The organism is Bacterioplanes sanyensis, assembly GCF_014652515.1.
Taxonomy (GTDB): domain Bacteria; phylum Pseudomonadota; class Gammaproteobacteria; order Pseudomonadales; family Oceanobacteraceae; genus Bacterioplanes; species Bacterioplanes sanyensis.
Map to the genome: position 1 here is coordinate 127956 of NZ_BMYY01000002.1, position 13344 is coordinate 141299.

The 13344-nt window shown below is 55.1% G+C and carries 13 protein-coding genes; 9 read left to right on the forward strand and 4 right to left on the reverse strand.

The genetic code is table 11. From position 1 onward, the window contains the following. The first annotated feature begins 220 nt into the window (after positions 1-220). The 4 genes from IE090_RS03600 (at position 221) to gspD (ending at position 6018) form a co-directional block, all read left to right on the forward strand. Entirely contained in the window at positions 221-2299 is a 2079-nt protein-coding gene (locus IE090_RS03600; protein ID WP_189386985.1) for a neutral/alkaline non-lysosomal ceramidase N-terminal domain-containing protein, read from the forward strand. 119 nt (positions 2300-2418) lie between these two features. Beyond that, positions 2419-3180: a type II secretion system protein N gene (gspN, locus tag IE090_RS03605; protein WP_189386986.1), complete on the forward strand. Its 762-nt coding sequence runs from the start codon at positions 2419-2421 to the stop codon at positions 3178-3180. A gap of 58 nt (positions 3181-3238) precedes the next feature. Beyond that, the gene (locus tag IE090_RS03610) at positions 3239-4120 is read left to right on the forward strand and encodes a type II secretion system protein N (RefSeq protein WP_189386987.1); all 882 of its coding nucleotides are present in this window, start codon (positions 3239-3241) and stop codon (positions 4118-4120) included. 11 nt (positions 4121-4131) lie between these two features. Further along, positions 4132-6018: a type II secretion system secretin GspD gene (gene gspD / locus IE090_RS03615; RefSeq protein ID WP_189386988.1), complete on the forward strand. Its 1887-nt coding sequence runs from the start codon at positions 4132-4134 to the stop codon at positions 6016-6018. Positions 6019-6041: 23 nt separating this feature from the next. On the opposite strand, the gene IE090_RS03620 is transcribed toward gspD, so the two are convergent. Both IE090_RS03620 and sodB read right to left on the reverse strand, forming a co-directional pair. Continuing rightward, a complete protein-coding gene (locus tag IE090_RS03620; protein WP_308428482.1) occupies positions 6042-6626 on the reverse strand; it encodes a Maf family protein in 585 nt (194 codons plus the stop codon). Positions 6627-6689: 63 nt separating this feature from the next. Next, positions 6690-7274 carry a superoxide dismutase [Fe] gene (sodB, locus tag IE090_RS03625; protein ID WP_189386989.1) on the reverse strand — a complete coding sequence of 195 codons (585 nt, stop codon included), beginning with the start codon at positions 7272-7274 and terminating at the stop codon, positions 6690-6692. Between the two features lie 277 nt (positions 7275-7551). On the opposite strand from sodB, the gene IE090_RS03630 reads away from it, so the two are divergent. Together IE090_RS03630 and IE090_RS03635 are read left to right on the forward strand one after the other, a co-directional pair. Then, positions 7552-8301: a hypothetical protein gene (locus tag IE090_RS03630; protein WP_189386990.1), complete on the forward strand. Its 750-nt coding sequence runs from the start codon at positions 7552-7554 to the stop codon at positions 8299-8301. Then, positions 8298-9092: a hypothetical protein gene (locus IE090_RS03635; protein ID WP_189386991.1), complete on the forward strand. Its 795-nt coding sequence runs from the start codon at positions 8298-8300 to the stop codon at positions 9090-9092. Before IE090_RS03630 ends, IE090_RS03635 begins: the two co-directional genes overlap by 4 nt. Before the next feature lie 4 nt (positions 9093-9096). On the opposite strand, the gene IE090_RS03640 is transcribed toward IE090_RS03635, so the two are convergent. After that, on the reverse strand, positions 9097-9465 hold the full coding sequence (locus IE090_RS03640; RefSeq protein WP_189386992.1) for a hypothetical protein: 369 nt from the start codon (positions 9463-9465) through the stop codon (positions 9097-9099). Between the two features lie 14 nt (positions 9466-9479). Then, positions 9480-9992, reverse strand: a complete 513-nt coding sequence (locus IE090_RS03645; protein WP_189386993.1) for a hypothetical protein — start codon at positions 9990-9992, stop codon at positions 9480-9482. A 135-nt stretch (positions 9993-10127) separates the two neighbouring features. Here IE090_RS03645 and IE090_RS03650 point away from each other — a divergent pair, with 135 nt between their 5' ends. From IE090_RS03650 to IE090_RS03660, 3 genes are all read left to right on the forward strand, one after another. Beyond that, complete coding sequence (locus IE090_RS03650; RefSeq protein ID WP_189386994.1) at positions 10128-10757, forward strand: DUF2846 domain-containing protein; 630 nt, start codon at positions 10128-10130, stop codon at positions 10755-10757. 117 nt (positions 10758-10874) lie between these two features. After that, positions 10875-12386, forward strand: coding sequence for a fumarate hydratase (locus IE090_RS03655; protein WP_189386995.1), 1512 nt, complete (start codon positions 10875-10877; stop codon positions 12384-12386). Positions 12387-12964: 578 nt separating this feature from the next. Next, a partial coding sequence (locus tag IE090_RS03660) for a transposase (RefSeq protein WP_308428483.1) occupies positions 12965-13344 on the forward strand: 380 nt, incomplete at its 3' end.

The window sequence follows — 13344 nt, forward strand, 5'->3', positions numbered from 1 at the left end:
CAAGGTTAGTCGAGCAATGTGACGCACGAGGCATATGACTAAGGCGATTTTGTTCTAATGCAGTCTGGTTTGACTCTTGGTGATATATAAATTAGTAGCCTGCCAGTGCACTCGGTATTGCTGGCACCGGCTAATGCCGAGGTATGAATTTCACAGTGGTCTTTTTTTATCATTATGGTACTAATGTGCAAAACAATAACGACAACATTGGTATCTCACTATGTCTTTCCAACGTCATTGCGCTGCCATGGTTTGGCGCATCTTGGTTCCCTTATGCTTGCCTTGGCTGACGGGCTGTGTCGCTAGCCAAGAGATTCGAATTAACCAACCTGAACCAGCGGTACCGGTCGCAGCAGATCAGGCGACGGCGGCTGCAGTCAGTATCGACATTACCCCGCCCCCAGGTATGCCAATGGGCGGTTATTCGGTGATGGCCAACCGTGGCGAAGGCTTTCGTACACGTTTAAAAGCGCGAGTGGTGTATTTAAATGATGGCAAGGGACAAGCGCTGGCGCTGGTGCAGACGGATTTAGCGGCTGGCTCGCTGCTGGTGCATCACCAAGTGGCCTCCCGTGTGGCCAAGGTTACTGGGCTGAACCCTGGGGATATCGTCATTACTGGTTCTCACAGTCACTCGGCGCCGGTGAACTTTTTCCACAACGATTTTTACAACAAACACATGTCCAGCGGCCAGTGGCTGGAACCTGACTTCTTGGCATTTATTACTGAGCGCATCAGTACCGGCATTGAAGAGGCTTATCAGCGGCAGCGCCCCGCTCAGGTGGCCACGGGTGTGAAACAGGTGTACGGCATTAACCGTAACCGCTCGCTCAGTGCTTATGTGCTGAATGACAACATTGACGGCATCGATCTCAATGACCCCCAGGCCAAATTCCGTGCCGTAAACCCGAACTTGTACATGGTCCGTGTCGATGCCGAGGGCGATGACGGTCGGTATTATCCGTTGGCGGCATTTTCCAGCTTCTCCGTGCATGCCACGACCTTGGCTGTGCCCGTTGAGGTCTATAACGCGGATTTGTTCGCTTACGCACAAAAAGATCTGGAGTGGCAGATGCGCAGTCGTCACGAAACGCCTTGGCCTGTCGTGCATGCCATGACCACGGGCACTCAAGGCGATATGGCGCCAGCGCTGCCAGACCGTGGCGACAATACCTTTGGCCATCATGACGTGAATTGGCGTGAGGCGGAGCAGTTAGGGCGTCGCCTGGGGCGCTACGCCATCGATTTGTTTGAACAGCTGGGCTCAGAGCTGAGTCCGCAGTTGAGCTTGGCCAGTGCCGCGCGTGAAGTCGATATTCGCCGCAATAACCGCGTAGGCGATGTCGTCTTATGCCAGGATGCTGCAGTAGGTAATCCAGTCGCCGCCGGGGCTTATGAGCGCCGCACGCCGTGGTTGGCGGCGGTGCCGTTGTTAAAAGGTGGCAATGTTATGTCACGGCGTTGGTGGTTTAACACCGATGGCTGCCAAGGCAATAAGCGCCACTTGGGGTTCTCTTTTTTACAGCCACTGCTGGAGCCGAAAGACAGCTTTCCTCACATCGTGCTGTTCCAGTTGTTGCGCATTAACGACACCGCGATATTGCCGCTGCCCTTTGAAGTCACCACGGAAGCTGGACGGCGCATCAGTCAGGCGGTGCTGAAGGAGTTGGAGGTTGATGAACAGCCTGTGCGCCATGCCTGGGTGACCAGCACCAGCAATGGCTACTTCGGTTACAGCACCACGGTGGAAGAATACGCCCGCCAAAACTATGAGGGCGGGCATACCCTGTATGGCCGCCATACCACGCCTTATATTCGTGCTCAGCTGCAGCAGTTGGCAGCCGACCTGCGCCAGCAGGGGTCATTGCAACAGTTGCTGCCGAACTGGCGCTATGCGTTGAAGACCAATCGCTTTCTCCCACCAAGTACGCCTGTTGAAGGGCAGCGCCAATGGTTGCAACAGCAGCAATGGACGCTGGCGGATGCCTCGCACGAGCAAGACTACCTAAGCTGGCAATGGCAGGACGTCGGGCCGTCTCACATCGATTTTCATCGCCCTTTGGCGCATGTCGAAGTTTGGCGCGATGGCCAATGGCAACGGCTGTATCGACAATATGTGCCTGTGTCCGATGACGGCTACGACTTGGAAGTTCGTTGGCTAGAAAACGCAGAGCAAGGCATGGCCCATTACCAACTGCGCTGGTATGAGCCGCTGGCCGGTGGTCAATATCGGCTGGTGATCGCGGCGCGAGGTAATCAAGCGGCGTTGATCTCCGAGCCATTTAGCGTCCGGCGTTAAGCAGCAAAGAATGCAAACAAGGCAGCATTTTTTACAAAGCTGTCATAACACGTCGTTACACTCGCCCGCCCGGTTGAGTAGAATGGCCGTCGTTTTCATTTACGGACAGACAAAACATCATGCTGCAAGCACTTTGGGCCGCCCGTTGGTATTGGATTCTCGGGCTGTTCGTTTTTTTGATCGCCGGCGCACTGCAAACGCCGTTGCACTTCATCTGGCCTTACCTGAAGCCTCAACTTGGCCCTTTGCCAGTGCAGGTGGATAGCGTCACGGGTACGTTATGGCAGGGCCAAGTGCAACTGCGCGACGCCACCTTAGGGCGAGTAGACGCCCGCTGGCAGATCGCGCCGTCGGCGTTATTGTTGGGGCAGCTGTCATCAACCCTGCAAGTCAAAGCCAATGCCGCACGTCTTGATGGTGAAGTGGCCGTTGGCCTTGATCAGCAGGTGCAGTTGCAACAGGTCAGTGGTTTTCTCGATTCGTCATTGCTGCAACCTTTGCTGCGTCGAGGTAGAGCCAGCTTGGCCGGTGAATTTGAGCTGAGCCAGCTGCATGCCCACATCGACTTGGCGACGCCACAGCTGCTGGATGCCCGTGGCCGGCTGGTGTTTAGCGGTGGTGATGTGTCCTTTCCGGTCGATGGCAAACCCATCTCTGCCACCTTACCTATGGTAATTGGCGACATTGCCCAGCAAGAGCAGCGGACAGTTGTTGACCTCAACACCACCGAAGGTGACGCCTTGGGCCAGCTGTATTTGCAAGCAGATGGTTGGGGAGGGACGCGCATTCGCCGTCGCTTCTTAGATGTGTTAGGTCAGCCATGGCCCGCGCAAGCAGAAGCCGATACGGTAATTTTTGAAGTGTCTGAAAAGATTCTATAACCTTGAGCGCCTTTAGTGGCGGGTGTGTGCCCGTTTAAAGCAGTAACGGAATGTCTACATGATGCAACCCTCAACAGCAGCTTCCACGGAAGGTGTCGCCCAGCCCGCTTGGCAGCGCTGGTGTTTGCGACTCGGTAAGCTGGTGTTCACCATTGTCATTGCCCTGCAGCTGGCGCATTTGTTTTGGCTGCTGGTGGCCCCAGCCCCTGTGGTATTGCCGACACCGACCCAGAGCTCCGGTGCAGGGCAAAACATCGTGCAAGTCGCCGGCACCTCCGACTATCACCTGTTCGGTGAAGCCGGTGCCGAGCCGGTGGAGCCGGTTAAGCAGACCGTCGATGCGCCAGATACCAAATTGCGACTGGAGCTGCTCGGCGTCACCGTCGCCAGCCAGGAGCAAGGCTCCGGCGCCATCATCGCGCCCAAAAATGGCGATGGTGAGTTTTACCGCCTCGGTGATCGCATCCAAGGCCGCACCAAGTTGGCGGGTGTTTACGCCGATAAGGTCATTCTTGATACCAACGGCAAGTTGGAAACCCTGAAGTTTGAAGAGCAAAACCGCCGCGGTGTGAGTGCCCGCACGGTCAGTCGGCCCAGCGCACCGTCGGTTTCTCTGCGTGAGCGCTTCCGCGAAGTGCGCTCACCATCAGATTTCTTACAGATGACAACCGATGCTGCATCTCAAGATCCTGAGGATGCCATTCGCCAGCTCGGGCTGCAAAGCAATGGCCCAGGGCAGGGCTATCGGGTGCAACCTGGCTCGATGTTAACGGCGCTGAATTTACGTCCAGGTGATATCGTGCTGTCGGTCAATGGTCAGCGCCTGGGTGATGCCAGTGCCGATCAAATGATTTTGCAGCAAGTGCAGGATTCCGGGCAGGCGCGCATTGAAGTGCAGCGCGGCAATCAAAGATTCGTGGTCAATCACAGTTTGAACTAAAGGAACACAGTGTGTTGAAGCAATGGTTAATGGCGGGAGCGCTGGCACTGATGATGGCCACCGCCCACGCCCAAGACAGCTGGCAAATCAACCTGAAAGAGGCCGATATCAGTGCCTTTATCAGTCAGGTAGCAGACATTACCGGCAAGAGCTTTGTGGTCGATCCACGGGTCAAGGGCAAGGTCAATGTGCTCAGCAGTGAGCCCATGGATGAGCAGGCCGTTTACGAGTTGTTCTTGTCGGTGCTGCAGGTGCACGGTTTTGCGGCCGTGCCTGCGGGCGACGTGACGTTGGTGGTGCAGCAGAACGAGATCAAACAGCAAGGCCGCGACATGGCCGTGTCGATCCCGGACGAAAGCCAGGAAATGCTGACCAAAGTCATCAGCATTAAAAATACCCCGGCGTTGGATCTGGTGCCTATTTTGCGCCCGCTCGTTGCCAAGTATGGCCATTTGGCTGGGGTGAAATCGGCTAACTCGCTGATTATCTCTGACCACGCCACCAACATTCGCCGTATAGAGCAAATCATTCAGCGCCTGGATAAATCCGGCAGTGAAGAGCTGGAAGTCATTCAGCTAAAAGAAGCCTGGGTCGGCAACGTCGTGACCATGCTGCAAAGCCTGGACCCGTCTAAAGTCAGCCAGGGCAACAACAGCCAAGACAACACCTCCGGCAGCATTCGCGTGGTCGCCGATGAGCGCAGTAACCGGCTGATCATCAAGGGTGAAAAAAGTGCTCGTGAGCGCATTCGCAAACTGATCGAAGAGCTGGATCAACCGTCCTACTTCTCGGGCAGTGCTCGGGTTTTACGCTTGAAGTACGCCGATGCCAAGAAGTTGTCCGAGCTATTAAAGGGCCTGTTGGCTGATGCGCCAGCGGCCGAAGGTGAAAACCAAGCCAAAGGCAAAGCCGGTATTCACGCCGATGAAGAACTGAACGCCTTGGTGGTGCGTGCTGAGCCTTCGTTGATGAAAGAAATCGAAGAGCTGGTCAACTCTCTCGACGTGCGCCGCGCGCAGGTATTGATTGAGTCCGCCATCGTGGAAGTGACCGGTGATGTCAACGACGCCTTGGGCGTGCAGTGGGCAACGGGCAACCTGGATGCGCCGGTTGCGGGCACCAACTTTAACAATGCTGGCCCATCCATCAGCAGCATCGCCAGCTCGGTGATAAAGGGCGATGCCGCCAGCGCCGTTGCCAATGGTTTGAACCTGGGTGGCTTTAGCGAGATCAATGGCGAGTTTGATTTTGGTGTGATTATTCAGGCGTTGGAAAGTGAAACCAACACCAACCTGCTGTCGACCCCCAGTGTAATGACGCTGGATAACCAGGAAGCGGAAATCATCGTCGGTCAGACCGTGCCGTTCCGCACCGGCTCCACCACCGGCAGTGATAACTCCAACCCTTTCACCACCATTACGCGTGAAGATGTGGGCATTACCTTAAAGGTGAAGCCACACATTCATGAAGGCAATGATGTGCGCTTAGAGGTGGAGGTGGCGCAGGAATCTGTGTCGCCGACCACCATCGACGGTAGCGCTGACCTAATTACCAACAAACGCTCGATCAAAACCATGATCTTATCCGAAGATGAAGAAACCATCGTTCTAGGCGGTCTGATTCGCGATGAAGTGCGTGAAACCGAAAGCAAGGTGCCGCTGCTGGGCGATATTCCACTGCTGGGTTGGTTGTTCCGCTCGACCAAAGAAGAGCATGTGAAGAGCAATTTGATGGTGTTCCTGCGCCCTACCATTGTGACCTCCCAAGGCAAGAGCGCCGAGCTGGCGCGTGAAAAGTTTGAAGGCATTTGGGAGTTCACCCTGTCGGATAAGTTAGGGCAAGACGACGTTGATGCCCGCATGCAAAACTTGTTTGAGGGCTATCCGCTGCAGCGCTAAGCGCGTTAGATTGCAGTTGGCGCTCAGTGCGCCAGCTGCAAGAGTTCCACGTCGGCTTGTGCCAACAGTTCGCGCAGGCCAATCAGCGGCAAGCCAATCAGGCTGTTAAAGTCCCGCCCCTCCAGTGCCTCAAACAAGCTAATACCCAAGCCTTCTACCTTGAAGCTGCCGGCGCAATTGAGCGGCTGCTCCAGCGCCACGTAGCGCTTTACTAATGCCGGCGTCAGCGGCCTGAATTGCACCGCAAAAGGCTCCACCAGCGACCACTGGCGGCCGTCTGGTGCGCGCAGGCAAAGGCCGGTTAAAAACTCAACACGTTGCCCGCTGGCGGCCATCAGTTGTGCTTCGGCTTGGTCGACGCTGCCGGGTTTACCACAGATGCTGCCGTTTAATACGCAGGTTTGATCGCTGCCGATGATCCAATGCTGTGGGTAATCGCTCGCCAGTGCTGCGGCTTTGTTTGCTGCTAAGCGTTGTACATAGCTGGTAGGGTTTTCACCTGGTAAAGGGGTTTCGTCGATATCTGGACTGGCGCTGTCAAAATCGATGCGCAGTTGTTTGAGCAGTTGCTGGCGGTAGGGCGAACTGGAGGCGAGCAGTAATTTCATCAGATTTTCCAACAAGCAGACACAAAAAAGCCGGGCAGCGCCCGGCTCATGAACACGGCTGAATTAAGCCGCCAGGTTCTGGTTAGCAAAGTCCCAGTTAACCAGTGCCCAGAAACCTTTCAGGTAGTCAGGGCGAACGTTGCGGTAGTCGATGTAGTAGGCGTGCTCCCACAGGTCAACGGTCAGCAGTGGCGTCAGGCCTTCTTCTGTCAGCGGGGTGGCTGCGTTAGAAGTGTTAACGATGTCCAGAGTGCCGTCGGCTTTCTTCACCAACCAGGTCCAGCTAGAACCGAAGTTGTTTACCGCCATATCGTTGAACTTGGCTTGGAAGTCAGCGAATGAACCGAAAGACGCGTTGATCGCTTCTGCAATCGCACCGGTAGGCTCGCCGCCACCGTTGGGGCTCAGGCTGTGCCAGTAGAAGGTGTGGTTCCAGATTTGCGCTGCGTTGTTAAATACGCCGCCAGAAGAAGCTTTGATGATCTCTTCCAGAGACTTATCAGCGAATTCAGTACCTTCGATCAGGCCATTCAGCTTCTGAACATAGGTGTTGTGGTGCTTGCCGTGATGGTACTCCAGAGTCTCTTGTGAGATGTGTGGCTCCAGAGCATTTTTTTCATAAGGCAGTGCCGGTAATTCGAACGCCATGATAGGTCTCCATTCTTAGCTGAGTCAGGTTGCTTAGCGCGAGGCTCTTTACTGAGCCTGTTATCTTCAATGTGTGGTCGGGCGCTGAGGTTTTCAAGGCCCGATGTCATTGTCGCCGGCATGATAGCACCGCCCCCAAGGGCGTGCTATTCACGCAAAATGTACGGTTATTTGCCTTTACAGGGGAATTGCCGGTATCGAGGCGCTCGCTACCGCTTGGCAAGCCGGTATACTGGCGCGCAAGACTGAGCAGCAAATGGTAAGCAGGAAGTAGTGTATGTCAGATCGCCAAGAGCCCATTGTTACTGATATTCAACTCAGCGCTGACGAGCCCCCGAGGCGGCCAGCGCCGGCTGCGAGCAGCCAATCTTCGTCAGCCGCCAGTATGATTGCCGGTTTGGCTTTGTTAGCAGCTGCAGGGTTGGGGGCATTCAGTTATTGGCAGTTCCAGCAACTGCAGCAAGCCCAACAACAGTTGCAGCAACAACAGCAAAGTTTGCAAACCCTGCAGCAACAGCTCAGTGCGACGGACGAAGACGCCAATGTGTCGTTGCAGGCGGTGCGCGCCACGCAAAAAATGCACATGAGTGAGATCCGCAAGCTGTGGGATGTTTCCAATAAGCGCAACAAAGCCAACATCGAGAGCAACAGCGATGGCTTCAAGCAGCTGAAGCAACAACAGCAGCAAGTGCAGGGTCAGCAACAGCAGCTGAAAAAATCCCTGCAAGCGCTAGAAAAAAGCCTGGCCAGTGCCGAGCAACAGGTAAAACAGTTGCAAGGTAATCAGGGCAAACTGCCGCCGGCATTGCAGCAGCAATGGACGCAGATGCAGCAGCAACTGGCACAGCACAAGGCCAGCTTGGCGGGGGTTAATGCCGCCGAGCTGCGCGCCAACCAAAACAGCGAAGCGCTGCAAATGCTGGAGCAGCAGGTTAAGCAACAAGCGCAACAACTGCGCGATCAACAAGTGGTGATTACCTCACTGCGCCAGCAAATGGCCGCACTCAGACCGCAATTGCAACCATGATCCGCGCTATTCGTGATCAGCTACCGGCTGCCAGTGACATCGCCAACTCTGCTTTGTTGGCTTGGCAGTTGGGGGCGCAGCAGCCATCTTTGTCAGCGGCTTTTTTGCTCGGTTATCAACTGGCGTGCCGCTATGTGGACCCAAAGCTGGCGGCCGGTGAGCTGGGTGCGTTTTGCGTGTCAGAAAAGGGCATGACCTCGCTGCGAGCGATGTCGTGTCAGTTGGAGGGCAATGTGCTAACTGGCAGCAAAAGCCACGTTATGTTGATGCAGCCGCGCCAGCTGGATTGGCTGTATGTGCTGGCGCGTCAGCAACAGCAGTTGCTATTGCTCAAAGTCGCAGCTGATGCGCCTGGCATTAACGCCAGTGCTCCTAAATCGCAGCCCATGGTGCCCGAGGTGCAGCACAGTGCGGTTGAATTTCAGCAGGTTCAGGTCGAGGCCGACTTTATCCAGGCCGATGCCCATGAGCGCTTTAATAAACCGTTTCGCTACTGGGAAGACGTACACGTCAGCTTGGCTTTTGCCGGCTGGCTAGGTACTCACTTAGAGCAAGCGGATGACACTCTGGCGCCAGCGGCCAATGGCTTAATACAGCATTTTGCCGGCCATGCAGACGGCTATGGTGCCACCGGCTTGCAAGCTACAGAGGCGTTGCTGGCGGCGATGACAGAGGCAGCCAAAGGCTTGAAAGATCAGGCAGCACAGCAGTGGCAGCGGGATGCAACTTTGCTGCAGTTGGCCGCCAAAGTGCGCCAGCGGCTCAGGCAAAAGCTGTTGCAGTATGGCTAGCCTGCTAGCGAGTGCTCACTCGCACCGACACAGGCTGGCTGACACTGGTGGCCACGCTGCTACTTTGTGCCGGCGTGGTGTTGGTATTGGCTTTGTCGGCCGGTAAGGCGTGGGTGTTTTTCGGGTTGCCCTGTAAATCGACTTGGTCTGGCGTCATCACGTACTTTTGCGCCATTTCCTGATTCAGCAGACGCGGTAATTCAATGCTGAGTGAGGTGGTGCGGTTATAGCGATAGGGCTGGCTGTAGTCGTAATGATGGGTGTACTGGCGCGCCGCCTCAATGGCTTCAAATAAATCGTCGGAATAGTAGTTGTCCTGATTGGCCCAGCTGGTGGTGGCCAACAATGTCAGGCACAGCATCGATAATCGCATGGCCATTTCCCCGCTTAAGGCCTTGAAGTGGCTTGAATGCTGACACTGGAGCGCACACCGCGCACGCGGCCAGTAAAGGCCTCGCTTTCATACGATATTTCATCGATGACCACTTCGTTGGTGTCTTGCTCTACTTCGGTGTTGGCGCTGCTATCGCTTTGCTCGTCGGTGTTGTCGTCGACATTGCGATCTTTGCGCCCTAGGGCCGCTTGTCGCACTGGACGAGCGGCTTCGGCTGCAGCAGCTTCACCAGCGGCGGTAGGCCCCATTGCCCCTTCAATGACTTGGCTGTCCATCACCTCATTGGGCAGCGAGGGCAAGGCAAAGCTGTTGTAAGTGGAGCGGTCGTACCAAGTATCGCCGACCATATCTGTGCGCACCGGATGGCGTTGCGCGTGCTCAACGGCCTGGTCGATTTCCGTGGTGTAGTAGCCAGCATCACTGGAATATACCGAGCCAGCACTTAATAGCAGGCCAAATGCCAAAGTTGCTAGAGCGCTAGGTGAAAAGGTCGAGGGTCTGTCCATTGAGCTGACCTCGCTGTTTTTGTTATTTTGTGTAAGTGTGGCATGATAGCAATGCGTTTTTTTCTTGTACACTGACTGGCCCAATTCGTGGTCGCTGCTGCAGGCACAACAATAATGATAAAAGCAGGCATCTCATTGGCCGCACTGCTCCTGGTGAGCGGTTGCACGGTCCATCAATCGATTGGTCATAACTTTGGCGCCTATTTAAGTGAGCCCGACGGGGCGGAGTTTGTTGGCACCGGCCATATGTGCAAGCGGGGCCAGTCGGCCTTTATGTACATCTACCGCCCGCCCAGCCAGTGGGCCATGGATGAAATCGAAGCGCCCAGCTTTAACGTCAATGGCGAGCGCTTGTTCAACATCAAAGGCGGTGGTTATACCTGGTATGAGCTGGAGCCGGGCGAGTACGACCTGGTGATTCGTCGTGGCTTATTTGGTTTTGAAGGCATCGAAAGTTTTGAAATCCACCGCCTCAGCGAAATCAGCTTTAGCGCTCAAGCCGGGCAAATCTATTACTGGCGCTATTCCGAAATCGACCCCGCCCCCATTACCCCGGATTTAGAGCGCACACCGCTGGGCGATGGCCCGTTGCAGCTGGTGGCACCCAATCTGGCGTTTAAAGAAATGAGCCAAACCCGCATGCTCGATGACGGCATGCAAAAGCTCAGCGCTTTGCAGCTGGAAAGCGACCCAGAGCTAGAGCAGGTGTTTGAAGGGCAGGTAGACGAGTCTGAGGAAGAAGGCAGTTGGTGGTGGCCGTTTTAGCCTTACTCGGCTTGCGGTACAATCCGAGCCAACCGACCGGGGTCCAGTCAGCGGGCTGGCCCTGAACACCTCCGGCCATGCCGGGTGTGTTGTTACCTAGCCAGAGAGAGACCTCCCATGACGGTGATCAAGCAAGAAGACCTGATCCAAAGCGTGGCAGACGCGCTGCAGTACATTTCTTATTACCATCCGAAAGACTTTATCGACGCCGTGCACGAGGCGTATCAAAAAGAAGAGTCTAAGGCCGCCAAAGACGCCATGGCGCAGATTCTGATCAACTCGCGCATGTGTGCCATGGGCAAGCGCCCGATCTGCCAAGACACCGGCATTGTCACCGTGTTCCTCACCATCGGCATGGACGTTAAGTTCGAAGGCGATATGAGTGTGGAAGACATGGCCAACGAAGGCGTGCGCCGTGCTTACACCCACCCAGATAACGTATTGCGCGCCTCGGTGCTGGCCGACCCAGATGGCAAGCGCGCCAACACCAAAGACAACACGCCTGCCGTGATTCATATGAAGCTGGTGCCGGGCAATACCGTTGACGTGCACGTAGCGGCCAAAGGCGGTGGTTCTGAGGCAAAAAGCAAATTCGCCATGCTGAATCCATCGGATTCTGTGGTGGATTGGGTACTGGAACAAATTCCCAAAATGGGTGCTGGCTGGTGCCCGCCTGGCATGCTCGGCATTGGCATTGGTGGCACGGCAGAAAAAGCCATGCAAATCGCCAAAGAAGCTCTGCTCGACCCGATTGATATTCACGAGCTGCAAGCACGCGGTGCTTCTAATCGCTCAGAAGAGCTGCGCTTAGAGCTGTTCGAAAAAGTGAATAAATTGGGCATTGGCGCCCAGGGTCTCGGTGGTTTAACCACAGTGTTGGACGTTAAAGTTGCCGACTACCCAACCCATGCCGCCAACAAGCCCGTGGCGATTATTCCTAACTGTGCGGCCACGCGTCATACCCACTTTGTATTGGATGGCTCGGGACCTGCACAATTAGAAGTGCCAAAATTAGAAGATTGGCCAGAAATTAGCTGGGAAGTGGGCGATAACGTACGCCGCGTGAACTTGGATACCGTCACGCCAGAAGATGTAAAAGACTGGCAGCCAGGCGAAACCATTTTGCTGTCGGGCAAAATGCTCACCGGTCGCGACGCTGCTCATAAGCGCATGGTGGATATGATCGCCAAAGGCGAAGAGCTGCCGGTGGATTTAAAAGGCCGCTTTATTTATTACGTTGGCCCAGTCGACCCAGTACGCGAAGAAGTGGTTGGCCCTGCCGGCCCAACCACTGCCACGCGGATGGATAAATTCACCCGCACCGTGCTGGAAAAAACCGGCCTGCTGGGCATGATCGGTAAAGCCGAGCGCGGCCCAATGGCGATTGAAGCCATTAAAGACAACGAAGCCGTGTATTTAATGGCGGTAGGCGGTGCCGCTTATTTGGTGTCGCAAGCGATTAAAGGCGCCAAAGTGGTGGGCTTTGAAGACCTGGGCATGGAAGCGATTTATGAATTTGAACTGGAAGATATGCCAGTGACCGTTGCCGTCGACAGCAAAGGCGAATCGGTTCACCAAACCGGACCACAGGAGTGGTATCAGCGCATTAATGCTGAGAGTGTAGGGTAATTATTGTTCGACTTTAAAGGGCCGCAAGGCCCTTTTTTATTGGCCGGATTATATGAGGAGTGTGACTCTTGGTTGTTTTTAACTGCCAAGTTCTGTGCAAAATTAGGTGGCATGCTAAGTCGCGCAAAACCTGTATGCGAGAGCGCATTTTGAGCTAAGAGCGGCTTTGTATTGTGTGCTAGCTGGGGTCAGAGCTTAAGCTCTGACCCCTTATGTGGATTTACACCGGCCTTCATTTTTACGCTTGCTGGAAGTCCTTTGGTCTGAGCTGGGAGTTGCCAAACGCTATTTTGCGTTGGATGGGTGTGCAAGATCACCAAGACCTCGGTGAGCGCGAAGGTAAGGAAACGCTGATGGCGGTGGGTACGTCCGGTGGTCGGGCACTGGCTGGGGGTGCGAGGCTGCCGAAGTCAGATAAGGACAAGCCTCAGGGCTCTACAGGTTCGGGTGAAACTGGCGATGGGGGGCATATAAACAGGACATATAAACAGGACAGTCATCATAAGAAAGCTGCCTGATGGCAGCGCCTAAATCTGCTGGCTAGGCTCTGAGCAGATCCTATTCACGGGGAGTCGGCCATGCCTAAACCGCGCAAAGAACTCGTTTCTCTGGAAGCCACGCCGTATTATCACTGCGTTTCACGCTGTGTGCGGCGGGCGTTTTTATGCGGCTTTGATCAGGAAGGGCGCAGCTTTGAGCATCGCCGAGGCTGGATTGAGTCATTACTGCTAGAGCAAGCCCAAGTCTTTGCCATCGACATCGCTGCCTATGCAGTGATGTCGAATCACTTTCATGTGGTGCTGCATGTTGCACAGGATCAGGCTGCGAGCTGGTCTGTACGTGAAGTAATTGAGCGCTGGCACCAGCTATACAAAGGCAATGCTTTTACGCAACGCTATTTGTTAGGTGAAGCGCTGAGCTCGGTGGAAGAGCAATTAGTTGAAAAGTACGCCAACGA

Bases quoted from the DNA above. Each gene is read 5' to 3' on its own strand.
- IE090_RS03640 (WP_189386992.1), bottom strand. From the start codon at position 9,465: ATGCGATTATCGATGCTGTGCCTGACATTGTTGGCCACCACCAGCTGG.
- IE090_RS03635 (WP_189386991.1), top strand. From the start codon at position 8,298: ATGATCCGCGCTATTCGTGATCAGCTACCGGCTGCCAGTGACATCGCC.
- IE090_RS03655 (WP_189386995.1), top strand. From the start codon at position 10,875: ATGACGGTGATCAAGCAAGAAGACCTGATCCAAAGCGTGGCAGACGCG.
- IE090_RS03600 (WP_189386985.1), top strand. From the start codon at position 221: ATGTCTTTCCAACGTCATTGCGCTGCCATGGTTTGGCGCATCTTGGTT.
- IE090_RS03620 (WP_308428482.1), bottom strand. From the start codon at position 6,626: ATGAAATTACTGCTCGCCTCCAGTTCGCCCTACCGCCAGCAACTGCTC.
- sodB (WP_189386989.1), bottom strand. From the start codon at position 7,274: ATGGCGTTCGAATTACCGGCACTGCCTTATGAAAAAAATGCTCTGGAG.
- gspN (WP_189386986.1), top strand. From the start codon at position 2,419: ATGCTGCAAGCACTTTGGGCCGCCCGTTGGTATTGGATTCTCGGGCTG.
- IE090_RS03645 (WP_189386993.1), bottom strand. From the start codon at position 9,992: ATGGACAGACCCTCGACCTTTTCACCTAGCGCTCTAGCAACTTTGGCA.
- IE090_RS03630 (WP_189386990.1), top strand. From the start codon at position 7,552: ATGTCAGATCGCCAAGAGCCCATTGTTACTGATATTCAACTCAGCGCT.
- IE090_RS03610 (WP_189386987.1), top strand. From the start codon at position 3,239: ATGATGCAACCCTCAACAGCAGCTTCCACGGAAGGTGTCGCCCAGCCC.